At 61.0% G+C, this 25,413-nt stretch carries 22 protein-coding genes and 1 pseudogene; 14 read left to right on the top strand and 9 right to left on the bottom strand.

Annotated elements, in window-relative coordinates:
- Nucleotides 1-130: 130 nt before the first annotated feature.
- From HDE77_RS20630 to HDE77_RS19005, 5 genes are all read left to right on the top strand, one after another.
- Nucleotides 131-1,756 carry a hypothetical protein gene (locus HDE77_RS20630; RefSeq protein WP_255482821.1) on the top strand — a complete coding sequence of 542 codons (1,626 nt, stop codon included), beginning with the start codon at nucleotides 131-133 and terminating at the stop codon, nucleotides 1,754-1,756.
- A 384-nt stretch (nucleotides 1,757-2,140) separates the two neighbouring features.
- On the top strand, nucleotides 2,141-2,797 hold the full coding sequence (locus HDE77_RS19020) for a DUF6629 family protein (protein WP_184419495.1): 657 nt from the start codon (nucleotides 2,141-2,143) through the stop codon (nucleotides 2,795-2,797).
- Nucleotides 2,798-2,872: 75 nt separating this feature from the next.
- Nucleotides 2,873-3,262 carry a GFA family protein gene (locus tag HDE77_RS19015; RefSeq protein ID WP_184419494.1) on the top strand — a complete coding sequence of 130 codons (390 nt, stop codon included), beginning with the start codon at nucleotides 2,873-2,875 and terminating at the stop codon, nucleotides 3,260-3,262.
- A 41-nt stretch (nucleotides 3,263-3,303) separates the two neighbouring features.
- On the top strand, nucleotides 3,304-4,797 hold the full coding sequence (locus HDE77_RS19010; protein WP_184419493.1) for a glycoside hydrolase family 30 beta sandwich domain-containing protein: 1,494 nt from the start codon (nucleotides 3,304-3,306) through the stop codon (nucleotides 4,795-4,797).
- Nucleotides 4,798-5,398: 601 nt separating this feature from the next.
- Complete coding sequence (locus tag HDE77_RS19005; RefSeq protein WP_184419492.1) at nucleotides 5,399-6,328, top strand: M14 family metallocarboxypeptidase; 930 nt, start codon at nucleotides 5,399-5,401, stop codon at nucleotides 6,326-6,328.
- 161 nt (nucleotides 6,329-6,489) lie between these two features.
- On the opposite strand, the gene HDE77_RS19000 is transcribed toward HDE77_RS19005, so the two are convergent.
- Nucleotides 6,490-7,164: a type 1 glutamine amidotransferase domain-containing protein gene (locus tag HDE77_RS19000; protein ID WP_184419491.1), complete on the bottom strand. Its 675-nt coding sequence runs from the start codon at nucleotides 7,162-7,164 to the stop codon at nucleotides 6,490-6,492.
- 298 nt (nucleotides 7,165-7,462) lie between these two features.
- Between HDE77_RS19000 and HDE77_RS18995 the strand changes: the two genes are divergently transcribed.
- The 4 genes from HDE77_RS18995 to HDE77_RS18980 all read left to right on the top strand — a co-directional run bounded on the left by HDE77_RS18995 (nucleotide 7,463) and on the right by HDE77_RS18980 (nucleotide 10,260).
- On the top strand, nucleotides 7,463-7,645 hold the full coding sequence (locus tag HDE77_RS18995; RefSeq protein ID WP_184419490.1) for a hypothetical protein: 183 nt from the start codon (nucleotides 7,463-7,465) through the stop codon (nucleotides 7,643-7,645).
- A gap of 104 nt (nucleotides 7,646-7,749) precedes the next feature.
- Nucleotides 7,750-8,862 (top strand): catalase family peroxidase, encoded by a 1,113-nt coding sequence (locus HDE77_RS18990; RefSeq protein WP_184419489.1) that lies wholly within the window; start codon nucleotides 7,750-7,752, stop codon nucleotides 8,860-8,862.
- Complete coding sequence (locus HDE77_RS18985; protein ID WP_184419488.1) at nucleotides 8,859-9,404, top strand: cytochrome b/b6 domain-containing protein; 546 nt, start codon at nucleotides 8,859-8,861, stop codon at nucleotides 9,402-9,404. The genes HDE77_RS18990 and HDE77_RS18985 overlap by 4 nt, the downstream gene beginning before the upstream one ends.
- 112 nt (nucleotides 9,405-9,516) lie before the next feature.
- Complete coding sequence (locus HDE77_RS18980) at nucleotides 9,517-10,260, top strand: TlpA disulfide reductase family protein (RefSeq protein WP_184419487.1); 744 nt, start codon at nucleotides 9,517-9,519, stop codon at nucleotides 10,258-10,260.
- Nucleotides 10,261-10,407: 147 nt separating this feature from the next.
- Here the strand turns inward: HDE77_RS18980 and HDE77_RS18975 are convergent.
- Nucleotides 10,408-11,311: pseudogene (locus HDE77_RS18975) on the bottom strand (SDR family oxidoreductase).
- Between the two features lie 55 nt (nucleotides 11,312-11,366).
- Nucleotides 11,367-12,107 carry an SDR family oxidoreductase gene (locus HDE77_RS18970; protein ID WP_184419486.1) on the bottom strand — a complete coding sequence of 247 codons (741 nt, stop codon included), beginning with the start codon at nucleotides 12,105-12,107 and terminating at the stop codon, nucleotides 11,367-11,369.
- 120 nt (nucleotides 12,108-12,227) lie between these two features.
- Here HDE77_RS18970 and HDE77_RS18965 point away from each other — a divergent pair, with 120 nt between their 5' ends.
- The 4 genes from HDE77_RS18965 (at nucleotide 12,228) to HDE77_RS18950 (ending at nucleotide 14,765) form a co-directional block, all read left to right on the top strand.
- Nucleotides 12,228-13,118 (top strand): LysR family transcriptional regulator, encoded by an 891-nt coding sequence (locus tag HDE77_RS18965; RefSeq protein WP_184419485.1) that lies wholly within the window; start codon nucleotides 12,228-12,230, stop codon nucleotides 13,116-13,118.
- A 265-nt stretch (nucleotides 13,119-13,383) separates the two neighbouring features.
- On the top strand, nucleotides 13,384-13,605 hold the full coding sequence (locus tag HDE77_RS18960; protein WP_184419484.1) for a TonB-dependent receptor: 222 nt from the start codon (nucleotides 13,384-13,386) through the stop codon (nucleotides 13,603-13,605).
- Nucleotides 13,606-13,770: 165 nt separating this feature from the next.
- Nucleotides 13,771-13,944, top strand: coding sequence for a hypothetical protein (locus tag HDE77_RS18955; RefSeq protein WP_184419483.1), 174 nt, complete (start codon nucleotides 13,771-13,773; stop codon nucleotides 13,942-13,944).
- 119 nt (nucleotides 13,945-14,063) lie between these two features.
- Nucleotides 14,064-14,765 carry a cytochrome C gene (locus HDE77_RS18950; protein WP_184419482.1) on the top strand — a complete coding sequence of 234 codons (702 nt, stop codon included), beginning with the start codon at nucleotides 14,064-14,066 and terminating at the stop codon, nucleotides 14,763-14,765.
- A gap of 43 nt (nucleotides 14,766-14,808) precedes the next feature.
- Here HDE77_RS18950 and HDE77_RS18945 read toward each other — a convergent pair whose 3' ends face one another.
- The 5 genes from HDE77_RS18945 to HDE77_RS18925 all read right to left on the bottom strand — a co-directional run bounded on the left by HDE77_RS18945 (nucleotide 14,809) and on the right by HDE77_RS18925 (nucleotide 23,294).
- Nucleotides 14,809-16,221 (bottom strand): Hsp70 family protein, encoded by a 1,413-nt coding sequence (locus HDE77_RS18945; RefSeq protein WP_184419481.1) that lies wholly within the window; start codon nucleotides 16,219-16,221, stop codon nucleotides 14,809-14,811.
- Between the two features lie 241 nt (nucleotides 16,222-16,462).
- Nucleotides 16,463-17,515: a class I SAM-dependent methyltransferase gene (locus HDE77_RS18940; RefSeq protein ID WP_184419480.1), complete on the bottom strand. Its 1,053-nt coding sequence runs from the start codon at nucleotides 17,513-17,515 to the stop codon at nucleotides 16,463-16,465.
- A 355-nt stretch (nucleotides 17,516-17,870) separates the two neighbouring features.
- Entirely contained in the window at nucleotides 17,871-18,617 is a 747-nt protein-coding gene (locus HDE77_RS18935) for a DUF1223 domain-containing protein (protein ID WP_221444376.1), read from the bottom strand.
- 125 nt (nucleotides 18,618-18,742) lie between these two features.
- Entirely contained in the window at nucleotides 18,743-19,387 is a 645-nt protein-coding gene (locus tag HDE77_RS18930; protein ID WP_184419479.1) for a GIY-YIG nuclease family protein, read from the bottom strand.
- A 316-nt stretch (nucleotides 19,388-19,703) separates the two neighbouring features.
- On the bottom strand, nucleotides 19,704-23,294 hold the full coding sequence (locus HDE77_RS18925) for a patatin-like phospholipase family protein (protein ID WP_184419478.1): 3,591 nt from the start codon (nucleotides 23,292-23,294) through the stop codon (nucleotides 19,704-19,706).
- A gap of 184 nt (nucleotides 23,295-23,478) precedes the next feature.
- Here HDE77_RS18925 and HDE77_RS18920 point away from each other — a divergent pair, with 184 nt between their 5' ends.
- On the top strand, nucleotides 23,479-24,822 hold the full coding sequence (locus HDE77_RS18920; protein ID WP_221444375.1) for a M48 family metallopeptidase: 1,344 nt from the start codon (nucleotides 23,479-23,481) through the stop codon (nucleotides 24,820-24,822).
- Between the two features lie 112 nt (nucleotides 24,823-24,934).
- Here HDE77_RS18920 and HDE77_RS18915 read toward each other — a convergent pair whose 3' ends face one another.
- Nucleotides 24,935-25,312 (bottom strand): SDR family oxidoreductase, encoded by a 378-nt coding sequence (locus HDE77_RS18915; protein WP_343206140.1) that lies wholly within the window; start codon nucleotides 25,310-25,312, stop codon nucleotides 24,935-24,937.
- Nucleotides 25,313-25,413 lie beyond the last annotated feature (101 nt).

Raw genomic sequence — 25,413 nt, 5'->3', positions numbered from 1 at the left:
CTGACGCCAAAGTCGCTTTTCTCGATAAGAAGTGGTCCCGAAAGTTCATGTTGCCGTTGCAGTGGCAGGGTGAATTTTGAGACTCCATGCTTTCACGTTCGCTTAGCTAATAGTGGCGATGGAAACCAAGATGACAGGCCAACAGGACGTTCTGGCAGGCGCGGGGTTCGGTAGCAGAATTGCCGAAGAGGAGTTAGACCACCTTCGTTCTTACTTCGTAGAAACCGAGCAGTGGCGAAAACTACTTTCCGGTGAAGTCGATATAGTTTTTGGCGCGAAAGGAGCTGGTAAAAGCGCGCTGTATTCCCTGTTAGTAGAAAAGGAACCTGAGCTTCGCTTGGGTCGTAGAACCGTTTTTATACGTGCAGAAAACCCCCGAGGCGCGACGGCATTCCGCGATCTCATAACAATACCGCCGCTATCTGAAGAGAGCCTCCGCGCGCTGTGGAAGCTGTACTTCCTCGCCACAGCAGCACATTATCTCCGTCACCATTTAACAGCGTCAAAAACGTCTAACGCAAACGCAGCTCAGGTTATTGAGGTGCTTTCAGCCAACGGTCTGCTCGCACAAAATCATACTTTGGTTAGCCGTTTGAAGGCAGTGTATGAATATATTTGGAAATATATTCCAAGTATAGAAACGACTGTGGAAGATCCGCACAGTGGATATAAGTACACGGGTAAAATAACGCTCGCTGAACCGACAAGTGAACAACATGGGCTTGGCTACCGGTCGCTCGATGCCCTTCTTGAAACGTTAAATCTCGCCTTTAGGCAAGTCAGCATCACGGTTTGGCTGGTGCTTGATCGACTCGACGTGGCTTTCGCCGACTCTGACATCTTGGAGGGAAATGCGCTTCGGGCGCTTTTCAGGACATACCTCGATATGCTGGGGCTTTCACATATCAAAGTGAAGATCTTCTTGCGGGATGATATTTGGCGAAAAATTGTCGCTAATGGTTTTAGGGAGGCCAGCCACATAACAAGAACTCTAACGCTATCTTGGACTTCGCAATCTTTGCTTAATCTGATAGTACGGAGGCTAACTGTAAATGAAGCGCTGTGTGCTTACTACGGAGTCACGAAGGACGAAATTCTAGCGACAGTGGAGCTGCAAAACGAATTCTTCTATAAGGTGTTTCCGACCCAAATTGACATTGGGGCAAGTAAACCAAAAACGTTGGAATGGATGCTTTCCCGAACAGCCGATGGATCCAAGAGAACTGCTCCACGTGAGTTGATCCACCTTTTAGTGGCTGCTCGCGATGAGCAGTTGAAGATGTACGAGCTAGGTAACTCTGAGCCTGAGGCCTTTGCGTTATTCACTAACTCGGCGATCCGCTCTGCACTTCCTATAGTGTCAAAGGCTCGCTACGACCAGACCTTATGTGCCGAAAACCCCTCGCTCAAGCCATACTTGGAGAGGCTTGAGCGTAAGAAGGCGCAACAGTCCTTAGATTCGCTTGCTCTTCTTTGGAATTGCTCCGTTGATGAATCCTCAAAGACTGCTGAGAAGTTGGTTGAGGCTGGCTTTTTTGAGCGGCGTGGAACGAGGCTCTCTCCTGTTTACTGGGTGCCTATGCTTTACCGGGCAGGCAAGCGCAAGGGCCAGCGGCGCCTGGTAACCGATGAGCTCGGACAGGCCGAAGACATTGTGGAGAGGGTGGGGGAAGGCGAAGATGCCCACTCCCAGGGCAGACAGCGCCGAACAGACTGTCAGATACGCCGCTACCTTGGAGCGCCCGGCCTGCGATGAGGAGTCCCGGATAGCCGACGCAAAAATCAGGGTGCAAGCGGCAACGCAAGCCAGCATGACAGTGAAGGGGATTCTGGCTGGCGAGCCTACTTCTCCGATCTCGCTCACCGTCTGGTGGACGTGACTGTAGCCAGGGACCATCAGTGCCAACCCGGCGACGCCGATACAAAAAATGGCAGCGGATACAGGTCCAAACAACAAGCGTTCGCTTCGTGTCATGCCGTACCCCTGTGACCATGGAAGGTAACCGAATCGTATGTGGAAATCGGGGCAGGGGAAGTTAAAGCGGTCAGCAGAGGCGCGCGAGGTCCACTTCAATCGCTATCTATCGATACTCGGATAGTCAACACTGCGCCGTCTTACTATCAATGAATACGGGTATCTATGTGCTTTTCTGCAACCGCCAGCTTCGTCAGCAGCGCGCTGATCGCTGGCGTCGGTGTTGCCACCCTCCGGTGTGCGCGGCATCCCAAGGAATGGCTTTTTGCCTCGATCCCGTTGTTGTTTGCATTCCATCAGTTTGCCGAAGGCGCGGTGTGGCTGGCCTTGATGGGCGACACCACCCTCGGTGGCCTCAAACAGTGGGGCTTCGTGTACATGCTTTATGCGCAAGGCGTGTTGCCGCTACTGATCCCGCTGAGCGTCTGGTTGATCGAGCCGGGGCGACATCGCCGTCTCATGGTGCTGCCGTTTCTGGTGCTCGGCGCCGGCCTCACCGTTTATCAGCTTTGGGCATTGCTGAATTTCAATACCGCGATCTACGTACACGATTACAGCGTGGTCTACGCGAATGACGCCACCAACATCATGACGATCGCCGTCCTTTACGTGATCGCCACTTGCGGCTCGCTGTTCTTTTCGGGATACCGATACATCATCGCGCTCGGCGCAGTGAACCTGGTCGGTGTGCTGCTGGTAATGTGGCTCAAGCAATATGCCTTCACCTCGGTGTGGTGTAGCTATGCCGCTGTGGTCAGCATCCTGATCTACTTCCATTTCAGGCGCCCGCAACACAAACGGAAACTGTTCGGTTCCCATTGAGTTCCAAAGATCCAGGGAGCCGGAGCCGGGCAGCCCAGATTCACTTATCATGGGCCCAAGCCACGGGAAGCAACGATGATCGAAGGCTCATGCCACTGCGGTGCGGTGCAATGGCAGTTCGACGGCCAGCCTGATGGGGCTACGGCTTGCAACTGCACGGTCTGCCGCCGTTATGGCGTGCTCTGGGCCTACGACTATGTGGACGAGGGCATTCGCGTCTCGGGGCGGACGCAGGCCTATGTTCGTGGCAACGCGATCGAGTTCCACTTCTGCCGGGTCTGTGGGTGCATCGTGTGCTGGCGTGGCCGTGAGACGGATGAGGCGGGGCGTCGCCGCACCGCCGTCAACCTCCGTCTTGCCGAGCCCGAAGCCGTGGCTCAGATTCCCATCGATCACTTCGATGGGCTGGATACGTTCGATGATCTGCCACGCGACGGCCGATGTGTCGCTGACTACTGGTTCTGAGGCGCACTCGATGCAGGGACCCGGCCAAGGCACAATAAGGCATGGATGAGTCGAAACCTGTTTCCAGCTGGATAGCTATTGCATCCATCACGTTGATTAGCCTGTTCGCACTGGCTGCCCTTTATGCGCCGCGCCGCACGCAACCCAGGGCAAGGCCCAGGGTTATCTCGACGGTCCATCCGACGATGCCCACTGTCGAGCTGTGGTTGAGTACAGCCGATCGCCGACTGCGTTTGGTACGGCAGCCCGACATTGTGATGAGCGCCGACGAGTCGTTACGTGCCGATGTGGTCATCGACATCAACCGGAAATATCAATCCGTCGTCGGCTTCGGGGCGGCCCTGACGGATTCGTCGGCGTGGTTGCTGCAGAACAAGCTGAGTGATGGACAGCGTGGCGCGCTGTTGCAGGAACTGTTTGGCCCACCGCCCAACCTCGATCTGAACATGATGCGGCTGACTATCGGGGCCTCGGACTTCTCGCTGCAGCACTACACGCTGGATGATCTACCCGCCGGCGAAGTCGATCCACAATTGCAGCATTTCAATGTCGCCTCCAATTTGCGTGACGTGATACCGATGACGCGCGAGGTCTTGTCGGTCAATCCACAGCTGCACATCATCGCGACGCCATGGAGCGCACCGGCGTGGATGAAGATCAGCGAAAACCTGCTGGGTGGGGAGTTGCTGGAGAAGTTCGAAAGTACGTACGCGGACTATCTCGTCAAATACGTCGACACCTACCGCAAGTACGGCATCCCGATCTTCGCATTGACCTTGCAAAATGAGCCAGGCTTCATACCGCTGACTTACCCGAGCATGGATTTACCGCTGTCCACACGGGCGCGCATCACCGCGCAGTATCTGGGTCCGGCGTTGGCAAGCCGCAAGCCAAAAACACTCATTCTTGGTTGGGACCACAACTGGGACGAGCCAGAGCAACCCTTGGGCATGCTGGCCGATCCCTATGTCGCGCGCTATGTCGATGGCGTCGCCTGGCATTGCTACCAGGGCAGCCCGTTTACGCAGAGCCAGGTACATCGCGCGTTTCCCAGGAAGGACGCCTACATTACCGAGTGTTCCGGTGGTGACTGGGAGTCCAGCAAAAACGGTGAATTGCTGTGGTTCTCGCGAGACCTGCTGATCGCCGGGCTCAGGAATTGGGCGCGTGGCGTCGTGTACTGGAACCTGGCGCTCGACGAGCAACATGGTCCGCATCTCGGCGGGTGTGACGCCTGCAAAGGCGTGGTTACGATTGACTCGCGCACGGGTGAGGTGAGTCGTAACGATGAATACTATGCGATCGCCCACTTCAGTCGATTCGTCTTGCCCGGTGCGGTGCGGGTGGGATCCAATGCGACAGACAAGGGACTCGACAATGTGGCCTTCCAGAATGCTCCCGACGGATCGGTCGTGCTGGTGATGGTAAACAGCAATACGACGCCGCGCCGGGTTGTCGTGACGCAGGACGAAACCCGGTTCCAATACACGATGCCGCCGCAAAGTGTGGGCACTTTTGTATGGGACCCCGATTAGGCGGGTGAGCCTGAGCTGCGCTGGAAGCGGGGGGAGCAGAGCGCCTGCATAGGTTGGGGTGAGCGCCAGCGATGCCCAACGCCCTTGCTGCGAGAGTGTTGGGCATCGCTGGAGCTCACCCCAACCTACGCTTGAGGGCCGTGCAGAGGTCAGCGTGGCGTGCAGTTGTTCTCCCTCTCCTGCTTGCAGGGGAGGGCTGGGGTGGGGTTGCTCTTCGCCCACAAGATCAAAAGCTTCACCCCTCCCAACCTCCCCCTGCAAGCAGGGGGAGGAGCAAAGCTTGGCATCGCTCGGTGAATGCGCCTCCGAAGGCTCGCCAAGAAGAGGCTACCTCGTTCGGTCGCATCGGGAGGAACACGACAGCCTGCGTACAAACCGTTCGCCCTGAGCGCAACGGAGTCGAAGGGCATTTATAGCCTACGTACAAACCGTTCGCCCTGAGCGTAGCGCAGCGGAGTCGAAGGGCATTCGGGAAGCCATGTTCCTTGCCACTTTCGGTGCAACAGAACGGATCCACGATCGCGCTCAGCAGCTGTCGGCATGTCGGTCCGGTGCTAAAGTGTTTCGCTACTCCCGATGCCACAGCGAAGCGAGCAACGCGATGATGACCCCAAACCCCTATCTCATCGGCACACCCGGACGCCCCTGGGGCGAAGCAGAAGTGGCGGAATGGCGAGCGCGGCAAACCATCAAGCGCAGTTACTCAAGCGACGTGCTGAGTGTGATCGAGACGCTGGGCTCGCGCTTCGATGTATCCGAGTACGGCCGTCTGGACTACCGCCCCGACAGCTATCCGGTATTCGCGATCAAGAGCCGCGACTGGCGCGACGAGCTGCCCTGTGTGCTGGTGACGGGCGGCGTGCATGGCTATGAAACCAGCGGCGTGCACGGCGCGCTGCAATTCCTCCAGAAGCATGCGCTGGACTATGCCGGCAAGGTGAACCTCATCGTTGCGCCGTGCATCAGCCCGTGGGCGTATGAGCGGATTCATCGCTGGAACGCGAATGCGGTGGACCCGAACCGATCGTTTCGCGAGAACAGTCCGGCGCAGGAGTCGGCCGCCCTCATGCGCCTGGTCGCGCCCTTCCGCGATCGCGTTCTCGTGCATATAGACCTGCACGAAACCACCGATAGCGACGAGTCCGAATTTCGCCCGGCGCTGGCCTCCCGCGATGGCCTGGCTTACGAACCAGATGTCATACCCGACGGCTTCTATCTGGTCGACGACAGTGCGCATCCGCAACCCGAGTTCCAGCGGGCCATCATCGAGGCGGTGGCGAAAGTCACCCACATTGCTCCGCCCGATAGTCGTGGCGAGATCATCGGTTCACCCATGGTCTCGCCCGGTGTCATCGAGTACGCGCTGGCAAAGCTCGGACTCTGCGGAGGTGTCACCGATGCCCCCTACAAGACCACCACCGAGGTCTATCCCGACAGCCCACGCGCCACGGCCGAGCAGTGCAACGCCGCCCAGGTGGCCGCGGTGTGTGCGGCGATCGATTTCGCGTTGGCGCACCCTGCAGGGGCTTAAGTCGCGTACCAACGAAGGCCGGCGCACGGCGTTCTTTAGCGGCGTAGGTTGGGGTGAGCGCCAGCGATGCCCAACGCCCTTGCTGCGAGAGTGTTGGGCATCGCTGGCGCTCACCCCAACCTACGTTGCGGCGTACACAACGCCGCACGATTGCTTCCCACTTATTTCATGATGCTGAGCAGCGCCTTCGCTGTTGCCTCGGAGGAGGCAGGATTCTGGCCCGTGACAAGACGTCCATCGATGATGGCAAAGCTTTGCCAGTCATCTTTCTTTTCAAACAATCCACCGAGACGCCGCAACTCATCTTCGACCAGGAACGGCACCACCTTGGTCAGATGAACTGCCTCCTCTTCGGTGTTCGTGAAGCCCGTTACGCGTTTCCCTTTTACGATGGGCTCCCCTTTGTACTTCACGTGGCGAAGTACACCTGGCGCGTGACAGACGGCGGCGACGGGCTTGCCGCTGTCGTAAAACGATTCGATCAATTTGATGGAAACCGGATCTTCCGCAAGGTCCCACATCGGACCGTGGCCGCCGGAATAAAACACCGTATCGAAATCCTTGGATGAGACCGAATCCAGGCGCACCGTATTGGCCAACACGGCCATCGCCGCCTTGTCCGCCTTGAAGCGCGTTTGCGCCGGCGTTTGATTGTCGGGGTCGTCGCTCTTGGGATCGATGGGAGGCTGGCCGCCCTTCGGGGACGCCACCGTGACGGAGACCCCCGCATCGGTAAAAACATAGTAAGGCGCAGCAAACTCTTCCAGCCAAAAGCCGGTCTTCCGACCGGTGTTTCCCAGAATGTCGTGGGAGGTAAGTACCATGAGGATCTTCATGCATTTCTCCTTCGGCGAAATGGCGCTCGAATGAGTAGCGCTAACCGGAGCGGGGAGCGCGAACCCTGGAAGTCGGGACGATTTGTGGACCCAACTTCTTTTACGCTACGCCCACTTTCCGTACGATCGAGTGAAGGCCGTAAAGGTTTGATCCCGCATATCGAGTCAGCGTTGCGGCCGGGCGCGCAGGTGAGGGGACCGGGCAACTATCTCGTGATCACCCCGCGAGACCGAATCCCATGTCTATTTCGCCCCAATCAATAATCAGTATGATGCTGAAAATTTTCAGGGCTGAACCATGAGCACAATCGCCTCTACCGACGTCAATGGCAGCAAGGATGGTATGGCAGATGCCGCGATATCGCCGACCGGCATGCATCGCCCGGGACATGGCGCATCGGACTCCGAAGGGACCGCCTGCCTGGATGAAATTCAGCACGAGGCTGCTTTGCGCGACTCGACCCTGCGCGCACCTCGATAAGCCAGCGGCTGTTCACCAGGAGGTCGGCGCCGGCAACGTTCAGGTAATGATGTTGATGTCATGATGCCCGACAAAGAGGGCATGACTGACCGGGAGCAGATTCCATGAACGATCCCCTCGTACCCACGCCGTCGGGCAAGCCCGCCAGGCTCACCGGGCCAGCCCTTATCGGGCGATTCGCTGTCATCGGGGCGGTGGTGGCAGTGACCGTTGTCGCCTTCTGCTATGTGGGTGGCTGGCTGGCACCACAGCGACTGACGCCTGCGCGGCTGATAAATCAGTTGCAGGCCAATGCTGGCGTGTTTCCGGGCTATCGCCGCAACCATGCAAAGGGCGTCTGCGTGACAGGTTATTTCCTGAGCAGTGGCCAGGCCCAGACCTATTCCGATGCACAGGTGTTCGCGCCCGGTCGCACACCGGTGGTGGGTCGCTTTGCGGTTCCCGCCGGCGATCCCTATGCATCGGACAGCAGCGTACCGTTTCGCAGCATGGCGTTGCGCTTTGCACTGGCCAACGGGCAGCAATGGCGAACGGGCATGAACAGCATGCCGGTCTTTCCGGTCACTACCCCGCAAGCTTTCTACGATCTGCTGAAAGCTCAACAGCCCGATCCGGCCACGGGCAAGCCAGACGGGGCGAAGGTAGGCGCATTCTTCGCTTCGCACCCGGAAGCCGCGGCGTTCCTTGGCTGGGTAAAGACGGCCAAGCCTTCGGCGAGTTTTGCTACCGAGGGCTATCTGAGCCTGAATGCGTTTGTCTTTGTCGATGCCAATGGCGTCCGCCATCCGGTGCGCTGGCGCATGCAGCCGGAGTCCACCGACGCCGCGGGTGATGCGGCCACTCCCAGTGGTACGGATTATCTGGACGCTGACCTGACGCGCCGCCTCGCGCAGGGTCCGCTGCGCTGGCATCTGCTGGTGACACTCGCCAATCCGGGTGACCCCACCAACGACGCGACGAAAGCGTGGCCGTCCGATCGCCGCGATATCGATGCCGGTACGCTGGTGCTCGAAAGCACCCAGCCGCAGGAAAGTGGCCCCTGCCGCGACATCAATTACGACCCGCTCGTGCTTCCGGCCGGCATTGAAGCTTCGGACGATCCGCTGTTGCCCGCCCGCTCGGCCGCGTATGCCACTTCCTATCTGCGTCGTACCAGCGAGGAAGCCCATCTGCCGGGCACCGCCGCCGCGCTTCCGAAGCCGGAGACCAAGTTATGAACTACTCCAGTTCGGCCCAATTCACGCTGGCCGCGCGCGTGCTGCATTGGCTGATGGCGGCGATGATCCTGACCATGTTGTTCATCGGCGTCGGTATGGTGGCGTCGGTATCCGAACGTCACGACTGGCTGATCCGCATCCATAAACCACTGGGCATCGCTATCCTGATCCTGGCCGTGGTGCGCTTGGCCGTACGCCTGCGCCATCCACCGCCGCCGCTGCCCGTGGATCTGCCGCCGTTGCAGAAGGTGGCGGCACTGGCCTCTCACTGGCTGCTGTACGCGCTGATGTTCGCGATGCCGTTGATCGGCTGGGCCATGCTCTCGGCCGGCGGCTATCCGGTGATGCTGAGCGAATCGCTGCGTCTGCCGCCGATCTTTCCGGTCAGCCCCGTCGCGTTCGCCGTGTTGCGTCACGCGCACGCGTGGCTGGCCGTGCTGCTGTTTCTGACGTTTCTGGCGCACATGAGTGCGGCGCTCTATCACGGACTGATTCGTCGCGATGGCGTGTTGTCGAGCATGACCGGGATTCGTTTGCGCTGATCATGATTCGGCCGCTGGCAACGGGGGCGAAATGGCGTTAACCGATCGATTGAACGTCATGGGCTGGCGGTGTAGAAGTAACAACTCGTGATTGCCGCCAAGTGAGGCTGAAATGGTTAATTGGCTGAAGCTAATTATTTTTTCAGTGGCATGCTCTGCAGTGGCCTCAGCATTCGCCGGCGTTCACTGGGCCAATGAAGATGCAATCCGTCATGATTTTGGGCTTGCTCCAAGCGTCCGGCTTGTATTCCGTCAGCCTGACGGTAGGCGAATGAGTGGTGCCGAATTTCTCCGACGCGTTGATCAGGGGGAATCGTCCTACTTGCTAGGAACCATGCATCGAAACATCGCCGTCCTGACGATTGGCAAGCCTCTGGAGCTGCACCCTCTTCCTGCCGGTCGAGCGAGCATTGCTGTTTTGGGTGAAAAGATTCCCGACCTTGATGTGACCTCAGTCAATGGGATGCGGCTGACGGGCAAGGTGTTCGCAAACCGCGTGACCCTCATAGATTTCTTTGGCGTCGATTGCGGTGCGTGCATTGAAGAGATTCCTGCATTAAATGCATTCAAGGCCACGCATGGTGATATTCAAACGTTGGCAGTGACTTCGGATCCGGTCGAGTACATCAGTGAGTTCTCCCAGAAGTGGAGTTTCAATTGGCGCGTTGCGCCAGACGCCGTTCTGTTCACGCATGACTTCGATATATGGTTTTTACCCACGCTCGCGCTCGTCGATGGCAAAGGCAGGTTGATTGCCATATCTTCAGGCCACGATATGCACAAACCGGGGCAGCCACTGACAAGCGATGACATAGCGCGCTGGGTCGCGCGCAATCGAGTGGCTTCGGCAAAATAAGACAAGCGCAGATAAGCGGCTCAGGCTCGGTATCGCATGGTATTCAGCACTGCGCAGTTGCTGTCGCGCATGACAGTGGGAGACGGGAACAAGGCGGCAAGGGTTCCCTTCCACCTTGCCCAACGAACGCCCCGATGTCACAGCTTGTTAAAGCTTATTCACCCGCGGATGCAGCAGATCCTCAAGACCAATGCGACGGAACATCTCCGCGCGCACACGATCGGCGACACCGTTGACGATTTCCGCGCCATCTTCGGAGGGGTCGATATGTGTGCGGAACGGGCGCTTGCCGAACGGCATGTCGACGACTTTTACGATGGCGTCGGCGACTGATTTCGCATCGGCATCGGCCGGTTCAAGCGCGGCGAGACCTTTGAGTGCCTGGTCTGGGACGCCGGCGTAAGGTCCGTTGTCGTATTCGGCGGCGCGATCCTTGTCGGCCGGCGAACCCGAATGTGCGAAGTGATTGGTGCCTTTGGTGAACGCGCCCGGCACGATGATCGAGGTCTCGATACCCCAGCGTGTGAGTTCGCTGGCGTAGCTGACGGCGAGTGAATCCATCGCCGCCTTCGCCGCGAAATACGGCGATAGATAGGGTGGCGTACCACCGCGCGTGCTGCTGCTGGAAACCCAAACCACGAGGCCGCGACCTTGTTTGCGCAGGTGCGGCAGGGCGGCGCGATTGACGCGCTGTGTGCTGAGCACGTTGACGTCGTAGAGCTGGGCAAACTGTTCCGGCGTGAACGACTCGGCCGGGCCGAACGACATGTGGCCAGCATTGTGGATAACGACGTCCAGACGTCCGCAGTCGGCGAGGATCTTTTGAATACCCGCATTAGCCGATGCTTCGCTGGCAACGTCCAGCTCGACGGCGCGCAGATCCACGTGATGTTCCGCAGCATACTTGTTCACTTCTTCGACTTGCGGCGCGTTGCGGCCGGTGCTTTTCGCGCATGCTGGCGTAGACCGTATGCCCGGCGTGGGCAAGCGCGCGGGCGGCGAGTGCACCAAATCCACTGGATGCGCCGGTGATGACGATGAACTGTTTCATGATGAGGTTCCTGTGGTTCGGGTGAGCGCCGCATTCGTGATGCGGCGCAGGATATTCAGATGATTCCGCCGTTGGCCCGCAACACCTCACCGTTGATCCAGCCGGCATCAGGACCGGCGAGGAAGGCCACCGTGTTGGCGATGTCTTCGGGCTGACCAAGGCGTTCCAGCGGGGCCAGTTTGGAAAGGCGCTCAACCAGTTCTGCTGGCTTGCCCTTGAGGAACAGGTCGGTGGCCGTGGGCCCCGGTGCAATCGCGTTGACCGTGATGTCGCGCCCGCGCAGCTCCTTGGCGAACACGCTGGTCATCGCCTCGACACCGGCCTTTGTGGCGGCATAGACCGCGTAGCCCGGTTGCAGCAGGGCTACGACGCTGGATGAGAAGTTCACGATGCGGCCACCGCTGCGCAGGCGTGTGGCGGCTTCACGCAGCGTGTTGAAGGTGCCTTTCAGGTTCACTGCGATCTGCCGATCGAACGACGCGTCATCGGCGTCGGCGATGTTCGCCAGGTTCATGATGCCGGCGTTGTTCACCGGGACGTCCACGCCGCCAAAAGCTGTTTCCGCGGCATCGAACAGGCGGCGGACATCCGTCGGGCTGCTCACATCGGCCTTCGCTGCCAATGCCTGGCCGCCAGCCTGCTGAATGGTGCGGACCAGCGCTTCGGCCGGTTCCGCGCTTTCCGTGTAGTTGACGATGACCGTGAAACCGTCGCGGGCCAGACGCTGCGCGATGGCCGCACCAATACCGCGGGATGCGCCGGTGACCAGGGCGACTTGCTGATTCTGCTTGCTCATGTGATTTCTCCGACCGGCCCTATGCCGGTATGTGGCGAGACTTTAGGCTTTCGCCATGAGCAAATAATCTCTGCTAAATTGGCAACACTATTCGTTGTGAGCGAACAATAGGAGGCGCAGATGGACCGTCTGGACGTCATGCGGTTGTTCACCCGAATCGTGGAGCGGCAAAGCTTCACGCAGGCTGCGCAGGATCTGGAGTTGCCCCGCTCGACGGCCACTCAGGCGATCAAAGAACTGGAGAAACGGCTGGGCGTACGACTGCTTCAGCGAACCACGCGCAACGTTCGATCGACCCTGGACGGCGAGGCGTTCTACAAACGTTGCGTCGCCATCCTGGGTGAAGTCGAAGATGCCGAAGCGGTATTCAGCAATGCGAAGCCACGAGGGCTGCTGCGGGTGGATGTTCACGGCACGCTCGCGCGTCATTTCGTGCTGCCTGCGTTGCCTGCGTTCCTGGCGGAGTACCCGGATCTGCAGCTGCATCTGGGCGAAAGTGATCGGCTGGTCGATCTGGTGCGCGAGGGTGTGGACTGCGTACTGCGTGCGGGTGATCTGAAAGACAGCGCGATGGTCGGGCGACGCGTCGCGTTGCTCGAGGAGGTCACCTGCGCGAGCCCGGACTACCTTGCTCGCTACGGCACGCCTGCCACTTTCGACGATCTCCACGGACACGTCGCGATCGGCTTCATGTCGTCGGCCACAGGCACGACCTTGCCCCTCGAATTCCTGATCAACGGCGAGCGGCGCAACGTCGTTCTACCCGCGACGCTTACCGTGACCGCAGCCGAAACCTATGCCGCTGCTGCCAGGCTCGGTCTGGGCCTGATCCAGATGCCGCGCTATCACATCGACGCCGACCTCAAGGCCGGCATCCTCGTCAAAGTGCTTGCCGAATATCCACCGGCGCCGACACCGGTTTCGCTGCTCTATCCCCATAGCCGGCAACTCTCGTCACGCGTGCGCGTCTTCATTGACTGGCTTACGCGGGAGTTGGCGAGTCGTGCTTGATCAGGCCCACAAATATCACTTGTGAGCCGTTCGCTCCCGGATCGAGTCCGGGGCAGACGCTGAGCGTAGCGCAGCGGAGTCGAAGGGCATTCGGGAAGCTATTTGCGGGCCGGATCAATGGGCGAGATGAGGGTGGTCAAACCAACGCCACCGATAACGAGCGCCTCCGATAGGGACAGCTTGCTGAGCTCGCCAGTCGCAGCAGGCGCTATCGCTCTTGCAAAGGCCTATGCTGGTCGCTCAATCACGCCATGAGGCTTTAGCCATGAGCAATGTCTCCGGCAAGACCAGCAACGGGTTCACTTACGAAGCCGACTACCAGCCGGCGAGCGCAGGCCGCGTCAATTGGACGGCGACGTTTCGCCATGACGGTGATTTCGCTGGCATGCGGCACGGCTGCGTCCACGACATGCATGGCGTTCTCGCGGCGGCTGTTGATGACGCAGTGAAAGTCGACATCGAGTCGACGTGGACGAATGCCAGTTGATGGAATGGCCGCCATCAAAGAGGGCGGATGTAGTTGATTCAAGCTGATTGCATCGGTCTCCTTTTGTAGGTACCCCTTGGGGTTGGACGTATGATCGGCATCCGTGAGGGTTGGGTGCGGCCAGGCGTTGCCGGCGGCTAGGACTGCAGTCAACGGGGGTGTGGCATGAAAGTGCGTCTTCGGACGGTGCAGGCCGGATGTTGGATGTTTGTGGCGTTGGCGGCAATGCCGGCGCGCGGAGCGTCCGCAGATGCACCGCAGGACGCTCGCGCGCAAATGCGCGCGGCGATGAACTGGCTGGCGACTCCGTGGGACGACGCCCAGGAGAAAGCGCTGTAGGCGCGCAGCCCGCCCACTGATCCGAAGGCTTTGCTACGTCTGCCGGTAGCCCCCACGCTTACAGCCGTGAACAGCTCACGCACATAGTGCCGGACTGGTGGCCGCAGGATCATCCGCCGATGCCGAAAATCGTGATCACGGGCCGCGGCGAGGCCGTGCCGTGCTCCGGATGTCATGCGCCCACCGGCGCAGGGATGCCCCACACCGCATCGTTGACCGGACTGCCTGCCGGCTACATCCTCGAGCAGCTGAAGGCGTTTGGCGACGGCTCGCGCGCGAATGGCGACATGCATGCCGAGGCACTTAGCGTCAGCGATGCGGATCTCCAGCAGGCGGCCGCGTATTTCTGCCGCTTGCGCCTGGCGTCGGGCCGGGCCCAAATCATCCAGGCTGCGTGGGTGCCCAAGACGCACATCGAATCATGGATGTTGGTACCCGCGATGGGCGGAGGTATCGAGGCGATTGGTGATCGGGTGATCGAGCTGCCGGTGAATGCAGAGGATGTGAGAATGGGCGACGCACGTGCGCGCTTCGTCGCCTACGTGCCGCCGGGCAGCATCGCACGCGGCCGCTTGCTGGTGTCAACCGGCGCGGGCGAGACCATTGCCTGCACGGCATGCCACGGCGCGGATCTACGTGGGGTGGCGAATATCCCGCCGCTGGCTGGCCGTTCGCCGACCTATATCACGCGGCAACTGGTGCAGTTCGCGCTGGGTAACCGGCGTGGTGAGGCAGCGGCGCCGATGCAGCAGGAGGTATTGCACCTCACGCTCAGAGACATGATTGCGGCGGCTGCCTACGCGGCCTCGCTTGAGCCGTGACGACAGTTGATCACGTGAAAATCGGCAAGGGCGGCGGACGTGGTTAAATCGCCCCGCGCAGTGAAACGGTGACCTCGCTGGCCGCCACCGCGAGCCCCGACACGACGCCCAGCGAGGGGTCGCCTTGCACCAGCGGGATCTCCGGGAAGCAGGCTTGCACGCGCTCGCTGACTTGCGGCGAGCGTGAGGTGCCGCCGGTGAGGAAGATGCTGGCAGGGAGTTCGTCCAGATCGCTGCGTACAGTCGCTAGGGTGCGTTCCATCTGGCCGAGAAATGCTTCGATCGCGGTGTGGAAGTCTTCGCTGCTGAGTTCGACCGCGAGGCCGTGTTCGATGAAGTCCAGCTCGGCGCGGTGGCTTGCCGACGTGCTCAAGGTGATCTTGCTGCGCTCGGCCATTTGATTTAGGCGCGTCGTGGCTCCGGGCTCCTGCAGTGCGCGCAGGCGCGAGCCGTAGGGTTCGTCGACGAGGCGATAGTTCTGCTGGCGAAACTCGCGCTGCTTGGGCAGGTTGTGCACACTGGCCGCATCAACGAATCGATGCGCAGGCATGCTGATCTGATCCTTGCCCAACTGTGGCATGAAGCTGTGCAGGCTCACGCTCACATCGAGATCGGTGCCGCCCTTGGGTAGCCCCCAGCTGCGCGCGATGCGTGGCGCTTCACCGCCACCGAGTTGTGCGTGGGCCACGTCGGTGGTGCCGCCGCCGATGTCGACCACCAGCGCGTACTGCCGTTGCTGCAGACTCTTGTGGTAGTGCATCGCGGCGGCGGCGGGTTCTTCCAGAAACGTCACACTGTCGAAGCCAGCCACGGCGGCCGCTTCGCGCAGGATCTCGATCGCCTGCTGCGAACCTTGCGCGCCCATCGAGCTGCGAAATTCCACCGGCCTCCCGATCACCGCGCCACGCACCGGCACACCGAACTGGCGGCTGGCGGTGAGGCGGATGTGCTCGATGATATGCGTAGCGATATGCACGATCACCTTGCGCACCTGCGGGTCGAGCCGATAGCCGAACATCGACTTCGGCGACTCGATCAGATTGCCGCCACCACTCTCCAGATAGCCTTCCACCGCGTCCTCGCCGAACAGTGCGTGCTGGAAACTGGCGACCGAAGCGGTGGCGGCGCGCGTCTGTTCCTCCATCCACTGCCGACGTACCACGCGCAATGCTTCGCGGTGCAGCTCACCTTCGCTACGCACCACCGGTGCCTGCCCGCGCGCGGCGGCGGCGGCGGCCTGCTGGCGCTCACCGCTCCTGGCCAGGCGCAGCTGGTTCTCCAGCTGTGCTTCCAGTGCGGGAGTCAGTTCAAACGCGTTGGGGTCCGGCACCAGCTCGGGGAAAAACACCGCCGTGCGGAACTGCTCGGCGTCGCCGAAACGCACCAGGGTCAGCTCGCCGTCGATGATGGCCGCGGCGGCCGAGTAGCTGGTGCCGAAATCGATACCGATGTGCATAGGGTCACGCTGTCTTGGCATGGCAACCCGACAGTATGGCGGGTTCGCGGAAACCAGTTGTGAACCTCGTCGAACGCCCCGCAATCAAGGCCTGTTTCAGCGGTCACTGCTGGGTAGCTAGAGTCCTCTGCGTCCCGGCTACTGGCGCAAATGCCGCGCCGGGAGTGCCTGGCGCGGCCAAGAGTTGAACCGGCTATCGCCGGTGAGTGCAGTGTTGTCGTCGGGAGAATTCCCGCCTGGCTTAGGCCCGTGCCTCCAGCACGATGTTGAACGGCGTCTCGGCAGCGCGGCGGAAGCGGGTGAACCCGCCGGCATCGACCACCACCTTGCGTAGACGCGCTTCGCCGGCCTGCGCACCGAGCGCGGGTCCGTGGCGGGCCAGCGACACGGGCACGCAGATCAGCGACGAGGCGGCGTAGTACACACGACCGACCGGGTTCATATTTTCCGTTGTGCTGTCGCCGGCGAACGGTTCGACAATCATGCAGGTGCCATCGGGGTGCAACGCTTCGCGCGCGTGGCGGGCGGCTTCATTGGGGGCGGCCATGTCGTGCAGGCAATCGAAGAACGCGATCAGGTCGAATTCTCGACCGCGGTAGTTGGTCGCATCGGCCTGCTCGAAGTGGGCGTTGCTGGCGCCTGCGACCGCTGCGCGCTTGCGGGCCACGTCGATCGATGGGGCGTGATAGTCGTAGCCGATGAATTCCGACTGGGGGAATGCCTTGGCCATCAGTACGGTGCTGGCACCATGGCCGCAGCCGATGTCGGCTGCACGTGCGCCGCGTTCCAGTTTCTCGACCACGCCGTCCAGCGCCGGTAGCCACGAGGTCAACAGGTTGGCGTTGTAACCGGCGCGGAAGAAGCGTTCGGTGCCGTGGAACAGGCATGGATGATGTTCACCCCATTCCATGCCAGCGCCGGTGCGGAAGTTCTCCCGGGCACGCGGGTAGGCATGGAACAGCGCCTGCGCCACTTCGTACGCGCCCGGAAGATCGACCGGACCTTCAGGGTCGGCCAGGCACAAGGCTTGTTCCTCGTTGAGCCGGTACGTGCCGTTTACGTCGTCGTAATCGACGTAGCCACCGGCGGCCTGGTTTCCCAGCCATTCGCGCACGTAACGTTCGTTGGTATTCGTGCGTTCGGCGAGTTGGGACGGGGTCAGTGTTTCCTTGGCGAGCGCTTTGTACAGGCCGAGCTCATCGCCAAGGGTGACCAGGGCCGCACTGAAGACAGCACCGAGATCGCCGACAGCCTTGCCGAGAAATGCGTTGAGTTTTGCTTCGTCGATGGGCATGAGGATGCACTCCACTGCAGACAGGGGATGCGGCGTGCAAGCTGTAGTTCCGGGCCGCCGCGGCTGCGGAACCGGCTACCTCGTCCTACCCGTGAATACTCTCTGTAATGACGCCGTCGCCGGCGCGTGGGGGACCTTGCAGGTATAGCGGATACGCGTTCCTCGTCACCGATGCATTGCGCATCGGTGCTGACGTCACCATGCCGGCATGACTGCGCCATAGACTGCAGATTGTAGCGCCGGTCGCGTCTGAAGGTACCTGGAAACAAGGGTCAAAGTCACTGAGGCCGGCCTTGGCGCCTTTGCCTTTTGCCCTTGATTTTGCGCGCGCACACGGTGCGGACAGCAACGTTCGTCAGCGCGTAGCGGAGTCCATGGACGCCCCGAGAATATCGCCGCCTGCTTTGACCTGAACCAGTGCCGCGGTCGAGAGGCCTTTGAGCGCTGAGGGCGGCACGGCGAATGATTGCGGGCTTCCATCCCAAGTGCCCAGATGCACCAGCTCGCGCACGACATTGCGATGCGGCAGCGTGCGACCACTGTTCTCGCCCGCGCCGATCGCGACGTTGATCGTTCGCGGGTCGTAGCGCACCAGCCACACGTCACAGGTGGCCGTGGGTTTGCCGGCGCTTACCAGCAGCTGGTCTTTCTCCCAGCTCAGTTGCGGCCCCTGCGAATTCGCATGGGCGATAGCCTGATCGAGCTGCGTACGATCGTTGCCGACCAAGTCGGCGTGACCGTTCACGTAGACCTGCGGTGTCCACACATTGTCGCGTTTGCGATGCTTTGCATACGCCCATTGCCGGTCGGTGTAGGCCTCGGTGGCGAACGTATCTTTCCATCCAAGGCTGTCCCAGTAGGTGACGCCGAAGGACAACGCGAGAATGCCCGGTTTTCCCGCGATCGCATTGAGATTGGCCTCGGCTGGCGGGCAGGACGAGCAGCCCTGGCTCTGGAAGAGTTCGACGACCACGAGAGGGCTTGGGGCAGGCGGGCGTTGCGCGAAAGCAGCCTCGCCGATGGCAAACAGCGCGAAGGCGCCGAGAAGGAATTTCCAAAGTGAACGGGTTGTCATGACGATGGCTCTCCAGCCGATACGCAAGGCAGGGCGGATCATGGTTGTGTGTGGATACTCCGGTTATTCGTCACGGCGTGGGGAAAGTTACCTCGTATCTGCGCCAGCCAACGAACCCGTACATCATGGTCCAGGGACGCGCGTCCGGTGGTCTATCGTTTCAACACGGGCGCTCCGAACGCAAGCGCGTCCCGACTCTGATACCAACTCCACACCGCACGTGGTACCAGGGGCTGCACGTCCACTCCCAACGCGGTGTAGGCGTCGAGCACATGGCTTAGCGCCCTTTCGCCGCGCTGGGTATTTTCCTCGAGCGGCACGTTGAAGCGTTCGTACTCGATCATCTCGAGCATCCGCGCGGACCAGTCGAACAGTCGGTCGCTCCATTCACCGAAGCGCTCGCGCAGCCAGGTGGACAACGGAGCGTGCAGGGTGAGCGCGGATTGCTCGCACTCGCCTCGGGCGAGTTCGGTCACCATCGGATAAATGCCGCGATACCACTCGGTGTAGCCGGCGGCCGCGCGTGGCACGACCAACGGCGCAGGTGCCTGGTAGTCGACAAAGCGGGTGATGAACAGTCGTTCGATGCGGCGGGCATCACGCAGGTGGTCGGTCTCGATCAGCAAGGCCCGCTCGAGGTCGAAGAACTCGAAAAAGCGCGGATGCAGGGTACGCATCCGCTCCAGCGGATCGCGCGAGAAACCGACCTTGAGGATGTCCTCATTGCGGCATGGCAATACGTAGACGAATGTGCGTCCGCGGCTGGCGAAGCGGGGATAGGCGACTTCATCGTTCACGCGGGGAGTGCTCGGGATCGGTGGGAAAGTGCGCTCAGAATCTGCCGTGGCCGGAGAGGCCAGCAACGAAGCCCAGCCGATTCGCGCGGGTGTAGGAGCGCACCCTGTGCGCGGTCTTGTGGGAGCGACTTCAGTCGCGATTGCACTACGTTGGGCTTCTCCGGCAATCGCGACTGAAGTCGCTCCCACAGGTTTTTTCGCACAGGCCCGTCAATCCTGCGGGTTAGGAGTGACGAGTGTTCTTTTAGATTTTCGGTGGTCGACGCAGGGTGAAGTTTGTTCGCGTTTCGATTGAGCTTTGCCCACCGGAGCATGCTCAAGGCGATGGTTGATTGCCGGGAGCGGGGATCCAGAACTCGATCACGTTGGGGTCGCCGTGTAGTCGCATGTGCAGCGGTATCGCGGCGGGTGTCGCGCTCTGGAATCCCCCTTGAGTACCCAGCCAGCTGGCCAGGGAACGCGCGCAGGTTTGCGCCTGATCGTTGAAGCTGCTGTAGAGGAATACCGGCTTGTTCCACGCCGCGAGCGCTCCGCGGCCTTTGCGTGCGGCCGTCGTGGACACGTTTTCGATGCCGGGTGTCGTCAGGCCGAACTTGCCGAACTGTTGAAGCAGGTTCGTGGCAGTCTCGAGTTGGCTATTGCTGTAGATGTGTGTGTAGACAATGAGCTGCTGGGGCTGCGCAAGCGACGTTCCCTTGCAGGCCTGGGCGATCGTGTCGAGCGCAGCCTGGGATAGTGCAGCTGCCGCAGGCGCGCTTTTTGTCGCGCGTTCGGGCGGGGGTGGCGGTGCGTTTTCTGGCACGGGTTCGGCTGGCGGCGGCGGTGGCGACGGCGCCTCGCTGACTTCCGGAGCCGCACTGTTCATGACCTGGGTCGTAGCAGGAGCGGCTGCACCCGGTGCAGGCGCGCTGGATGTCTCGGCGATACTCTCTGGCGGCTTGTGTCCGATCGATGGGAACAAGCTGGTGACGGGGAAGATCGAGCTCGGTGTCGCGCTCAGGTAGTCCTGCATGGACTTTTGCCAGCTCGACGGAGCCGTCGCCGCCGCCCGCAACGCGGAGTAATCCGTCAGGCAGCGCTCCGCCAGTGGATTGGCCTTGTCGAGATGCCCGCACGCTCGATTCAGGGTGTCGGCCAGCTCGTTCACGGCCGCGGCCGAACCCTCCAGGTTTCGGGCAGCGTCGAACTCCTGCAGCAGCGCGTAGAGCTTGACGTGCATCTGTGCGTTATACGGAGCGTTCGCTTCAAGCTCGGTTTGCAGCGTGTCGGCATCGCGCTGGGTGGCATTGAGCTGCCGTTGGCCACTCTGGTCTTGCTGGAGATGCGAATCCCAGGCTTGCCAGGCGCTTATGGCGACTGTTGCCAGCGCGCCAAAACTGAGTGAGGCGCCGATGGTTGCACCGACACGCTGGCGTCGCGTGAGCGTGCTTTTCTGCTCTTCGTCGGAGACCGCGCTCGAGCGGGTGATCGTACCGTTTACCGCCAGCGAAGGAAGCACGTTGAGCAAGCGCGCGTCGATCGACATGCCAAGCACTTCGCCAAGCCGGCAGTAGCTTTCCCACTGCGATTCGTCGAAGAACTGTTCGGCCGTGCTTTGTTGCGGAAAATCGCGATGCCGGTCGGCATAACCGGCAACATCCAGCGGTAGCTCGCAGTACAGCCGCGGCTTGACCACCAGCAGGCAACCTGACGCGCCGCTCGGATAAGTGATCCGCGCGAGCAGCAGGTGCTGATTGCCCGGAGTGGGCATGATGCTGTCGGGAGTGCCGAAGCGATCGCAAAGCGCTTCGCCGATGCCGATTGGCAGGCTATCCGGATCGATGAAATCGATCGTCGTCTCCAGGTCGATGCGCGCCTTGCGGATGAGGTTCTCCATGTCGGCGAACACATAGGCTGGATCCGCGCCGCAATCGGCCAGGACGATCAGCCCCAGCTCGCGTTTGAGCAGACTGTAGACGCCGCTGTTGTCGAAGTGACCGCCATCGGACAGATACCAGACCGGGCTCTGCAGTCCCGGAAAACGGGCCAGCATTTCCTGCATGGCGGCGCGCGACTTGCCCAGGTACGACCACCAGAAATTCTTCATGTTGAGCCGGTTGCGCCACCAGTAACCGAGGCGGAAGCCGCTGAGGAAAAACATCGCCGCGGTGCCGGTGCGGGTCAACGATCCCATGCCCGAACCGGCCGCCGCTCCGGAGATCGCTATCCATTCCGACAGCGTGTTGTCCTTGAGCGGATTGGTGCTCGCTTCGTGCAATTGCGGCAGCTTGGTGCCGGTCTCCAGCCCGAGCGAGCTCACGGTCAGGTAAATACCCTTGCGGTCGGCATTGTAGGTATCGGTGCGATCGTCGATGGTCTGGTTGATGCAGCAGTTGATCAGATGAATCGGTCCGCCGTAGGCGTGCGGGACGTAGCTGGGCAAATCGATATCGTCGCCGTCCAGCAGTTCCGTCAGCTTCCTTACCTTGTCGGCATTGCCGGGGCTCTTCGGTGCCAGCGGCGATACCTGGAAGCGAGTTGGTCCTTCTTTCTTTTCGGCGTCCGGACTGTTGCCTACGGCGACGTAGGTACGCGCAATCCGCGAGCGATAAAACGAATGCAGCGACGAGCGATTGATCAGCTGCAGATTGCTGCCGGTCAGGCAGACATAGGCAAGACAAGGGATCCACACCGTCAGCCAGCGCAGCCATGTATCGGCCGCCGATACGTGCGTGATGCCCGGAAAGATGGCAGTCAACCAGTGCATCCAGGTATTGATGGCCGAAAGCCGCGCGATAAACACGAAGTACTGCAACGCGCTGAGCCAGAACAACACCAGCAGCGCGATCAGGATGAGGCCGCAGAGGTTCGCCATAAAGGCGAGGGGAAGCTGGGCAAGACTGGTCTTGCCGACGCGTGACTGCAGCATGGGCAGCGCAAAGCGGGCGACGGCGACCAGCATGGCGGCGAGTCCGGCGCTGGTCAGCACCGAGCTGTGCACTGCGCCTTGTCCGACCTGATCCGCCAGAAACCAGCTGATCAGGTCAGCCATGCCCAGGGCAAAAAACAGCAGGACATACTTCAGTGCCGTGCTGAGTTCGATCGTGTAGTGAACCCGGTCCTGAGCCGGGTGCGTGCCGCGGATCAATAACCATATCCTGGCCACGGGCACGGCCAGAAGGATGCTGCCGAGCACCACCATCACGGTTTTGCCTTGACCGCCATCGGTCGTGAGCAAGATCGGACCCAGCAGATAGACGGCCATCGCCGATGTGCTCAGGCAGATCACGACATCCCCCCAGGCGGAGCCATCGCCGGGGTCGCGCGACCACCAGTAGACGAAAGCCGTGACGATCGCCGCCCAGAGCGCTATCGACATCAACACCCACCACAGGGTGCTTTGCAGCAGCAGCACGGAGGAGGCATCCCATCGGTGGCCCAGCATATGGGGCAGTACGATCAGGCATGACAACAGCCCGAGCAGCGTGGTGACCTCGAACTGCGTTGCGATGAAGCCGCGCAGTTGACTGGCCCACGTCTGCAACAGATCGCGCGCGCCAGCGGGCACGAGATAGCGACCATTGCTGCGTAGCCACCAGAGCAGCAACGACCCATCATCGGCCAGTCCTTTCTCGACGTCGGCCGGGCTTACCTTGGGACTGAAAAGACGTCCGAATGCTGAGCCGGCATAGCCGCCTCCCGATACCGTCGACAGGTAGTCGAAGCGATGCAGCACACCGTTTTTAGCCAGCGCCCGCAGCAGACCGATACAGAACGTGGCGCTGCGCACGCCACCACCGGACAGCGCCAGCCCGATAGCGGGCTTTTCCAGATCGATCTTGTTGAGTTTTCGCCGGTGTGCCAGCGCGGCTTGCTCGTGCGCGGGGATATTGCGGCGCGGCGCCCGAGTTTCCCTTGCCTGATCCATGATCGGCCTCCCCTGGACACGCGCATAAAACCAGCAGGTATGCAGCGGCCGCCGTTATGCGCCGGTTTGGTCGTCCGGGCAAGTGCCTGCGATTCGTCCGCTAGCCAACATGCCGAGGGTGGCCGGCTGGCGGCGGTCACCCGGTTCCGCTACGTTTGGACAACTTCAACCGGGGGAGTCGTATATGAAGCGTGTCCTTGCCATCCTTTTTTTGGCGGTCCTGACGTTGGGTGTGACCTCTGTTCAGGCCATCCAGACGCCTGAATCCGCGCCAGCAGCCAGCGCGACAGCAGCACCCAGCATCGCGACGCACTTCGATGTGGATACCGCCACCACGGCCTACATGGATGAGCTGTCACCGGCAGCCCGGGCGAAATCCGATGCGTACTTCGAAGGTGGTTACTGGCTGATCCTGTGGGACTGCCTGTGGGCCCTGGGCATCGCCTGGTTGTTGCTCGGCACGCGGCTGTCGGCACGCATGCGCAACCTCGCCGAGCGCATGACGCGCCTGCGTTGGCTGCAAACCGCGATCTACTCAGTGCAATACATCATCCTGACGACGTTGCTGATCCTGCCCTGGAACGTGTACGAAAACTTCGTGCGCGAACGCCAGTACGGACTGTCCACCCAGAACCTGATGCAGTGGCTCGGCGATCAGGCAAAAGAGCTGTTGGTCGGGTTGATCCTGGGCACCATCGCGCTGGTGATCATCTATGCGGTGATCCGCAAGGCCACCCGCAGCTGGTGGCTATGGGGTGCCGCGGTGTCGATCCTGTTTGTCGTATTTCTTGGCACGGTCGAGCCGGTGTACATCGCGCCGATCTTCAACACCTACAAGTCGCTGCCGGATAGCCCGCTCAAGGCGAAAATCCTGTCGATGGCGCGCGCCAACGGCATCCCCGCCACCGATGTGTACTGGTTCGATGCGTCCCGCCAGAGCAAGCGCATCAGTGCCAATGTCAGCGGCATGTTCGGCACCACGCGCATCAGCCTCAACGACAATCTGATGAACCGCAGTACGCCAGCGGAGATCAAGGCGGTGCTGGGACATGAGATGGGTCACTACGTGCTCAACCATGAGTACAAGGGCATCCTGTATTTCGCCGTCATCATCGTGTTTGGATTTGCCTTCGTGTACTGGAGTTTTGGCTGGGTTGAGCGTCGTCGGGGTGCGCGCTGGGATATTCGCGGCGCCGGCGATGTGGCCGGGCTGCCGCTACTGGCGGCTTTGTTCGCGATCTTCATGTTCTTCATGACGCCGGTGAACAGCACGATTACGCGCAGCATGGAGGCGGAGGCCGATGCGTTTGGCCTCAATGCCGCACGCGAGCCGGACGGCTTCGCGCGGGCGGCCGTGCAGCTGTCCGAGTATCGCAAGATGCACCCAGGCACGGTGGAGGAGTTCGTGTTCTTCGATCATCCGAGCGGCTGGAATCGCATCCACCGCGCCATGATCTGGAAGGCCGAACATCTCGACGATGCGGATATCCGGGCCACGGACGCCGTCGTGCCCGCAGGCGCGCGTTGAGGTATTGGCAGCGCTGACACGGAAGGCTCCGGGTCGGCAAACAGGGGTACAGAGTCACTCGGTGATTCTGTACCCTTTTTTTTTGCAACGTATCGGCCCGAACCAAGGTCGATCAGACGATCGAGCGAAGCAGGCCGCCCTCGACACGCAGCGCGGCGCCATTGGTCGCCGCCGACAATGGGCTGGCGAGATAGGCGACCAGGTTGGCGACTTCGTGGTCCTCGATCAGGCGTTGCAGCAGCGAGCTGGTGCGATGCTTTTCGATGAACTCGTGTTCCGCCTCGGCCGCGCTGACGCCGGGGCTGGCAACTTTCTGCAGAAATTCGACGATGCCTTCCGAGCGCGTCGGTCCGGGCAGCACCGCGTTGACGGTGACGCCGGTACCCTTGGTCAGCTCGGCCATGCCGCGCGACACCGCCAGTTGCGAGGACTTGGTCACGCCGTAATGCACCATTTCCGGCGGCGTCATCACGCCGGATTCGCTGGAGATGAAAATGGTTCTTCGCGGAAGTCCGGGGAGCCCGGATAAAAAAGAACGGTGACTTCAGGTAAAGATGTTTGTGCGACCAAACATTCACCTGAGCCACCGTT

It is taken from the genome of Rhodanobacter sp. MP7CTX1, from assembly GCF_014205795.1.
GTDB lineage: Bacteria > Pseudomonadota > Gammaproteobacteria > Xanthomonadales > Rhodanobacteraceae > Rhodanobacter.
Note: the sequence above shows the minus strand (reverse complement) of the source record. Positions and strands in the feature narration are given on the sequence as shown.

What these genes read in the sequence shown, in the direction of transcription:
- HDE77_RS19005 (WP_184419492.1), top strand. Translation starts at nt 5,399, where the DNA reads ATGATGACCCCAAACCCCTATCTCATCGGCACACCCGGACGCCCCTGG.
- HDE77_RS18970 (WP_184419486.1), bottom strand. Translation starts at nt 12,107, where the DNA reads ATGAGCAAGCAGAATCAGCAAGTCGCCCTGGTCACCGGCGCATCCCGC.
- HDE77_RS19000 (WP_184419491.1), bottom strand. Translation starts at nt 7,164, where the DNA reads ATGAAGATCCTCATGGTACTTACCTCCCACGACATTCTGGGAAACACC.
- HDE77_RS18945 (WP_184419481.1), bottom strand. Translation starts at nt 16,221, where the DNA reads ATGCACATCGGTATCGATTTCGGCACCAGCTACTCGGCCGCCGCGGCC.
- HDE77_RS18995 (WP_184419490.1), top strand. Translation starts at nt 7,463, where the DNA reads ATGAGCACAATCGCCTCTACCGACGTCAATGGCAGCAAGGATGGTATG.
- HDE77_RS18925 (WP_184419478.1), bottom strand. Translation starts at nt 23,294, where the DNA reads ATGGATCAGGCAAGGGAAACTCGGGCGCCGCGCCGCAATATCCCCGCG.
- HDE77_RS19020 (WP_184419495.1), top strand. Translation starts at nt 2,141, where the DNA reads ATGTGCTTTTCTGCAACCGCCAGCTTCGTCAGCAGCGCGCTGATCGCT.
- HDE77_RS19010 (WP_184419493.1), top strand. Translation starts at nt 3,304, where the DNA reads ATGGATGAGTCGAAACCTGTTTCCAGCTGGATAGCTATTGCATCCATC.
- HDE77_RS18990 (WP_184419489.1), top strand. Translation starts at nt 7,750, where the DNA reads ATGAACGATCCCCTCGTACCCACGCCGTCGGGCAAGCCCGCCAGGCTC.
- HDE77_RS18980 (WP_184419487.1), top strand. Translation starts at nt 9,517, where the DNA reads ATGGTTAATTGGCTGAAGCTAATTATTTTTTCAGTGGCATGCTCTGCA.
- HDE77_RS18955 (WP_184419483.1), top strand. Translation starts at nt 13,771, where the DNA reads ATGAAAGTGCGTCTTCGGACGGTGCAGGCCGGATGTTGGATGTTTGTG.
- HDE77_RS19015 (WP_184419494.1), top strand. Translation starts at nt 2,873, where the DNA reads ATGATCGAAGGCTCATGCCACTGCGGTGCGGTGCAATGGCAGTTCGAC.
- HDE77_RS18965 (WP_184419485.1), top strand. Translation starts at nt 12,228, where the DNA reads ATGGACCGTCTGGACGTCATGCGGTTGTTCACCCGAATCGTGGAGCGG.
- HDE77_RS20630 (WP_255482821.1), top strand. Translation starts at nt 131, where the DNA reads ATGACAGGCCAACAGGACGTTCTGGCAGGCGCGGGGTTCGGTAGCAGA.
- HDE77_RS18940 (WP_184419480.1), bottom strand. Translation starts at nt 17,515, where the DNA reads ATGCCCATCGACGAAGCAAAACTCAACGCATTTCTCGGCAAGGCTGTC.
- HDE77_RS18950 (WP_184419482.1), top strand. Translation starts at nt 14,064, where the DNA reads ATGCCGAAAATCGTGATCACGGGCCGCGGCGAGGCCGTGCCGTGCTCC.
- HDE77_RS18985 (WP_184419488.1), top strand. Translation starts at nt 8,859, where the DNA reads ATGAACTACTCCAGTTCGGCCCAATTCACGCTGGCCGCGCGCGTGCTG.
- HDE77_RS18960 (WP_184419484.1), top strand. Translation starts at nt 13,384, where the DNA reads ATGAGCAATGTCTCCGGCAAGACCAGCAACGGGTTCACTTACGAAGCC.
- HDE77_RS18920 (WP_221444375.1), top strand. Translation starts at nt 23,479, where the DNA reads ATGAAGCGTGTCCTTGCCATCCTTTTTTTGGCGGTCCTGACGTTGGGT.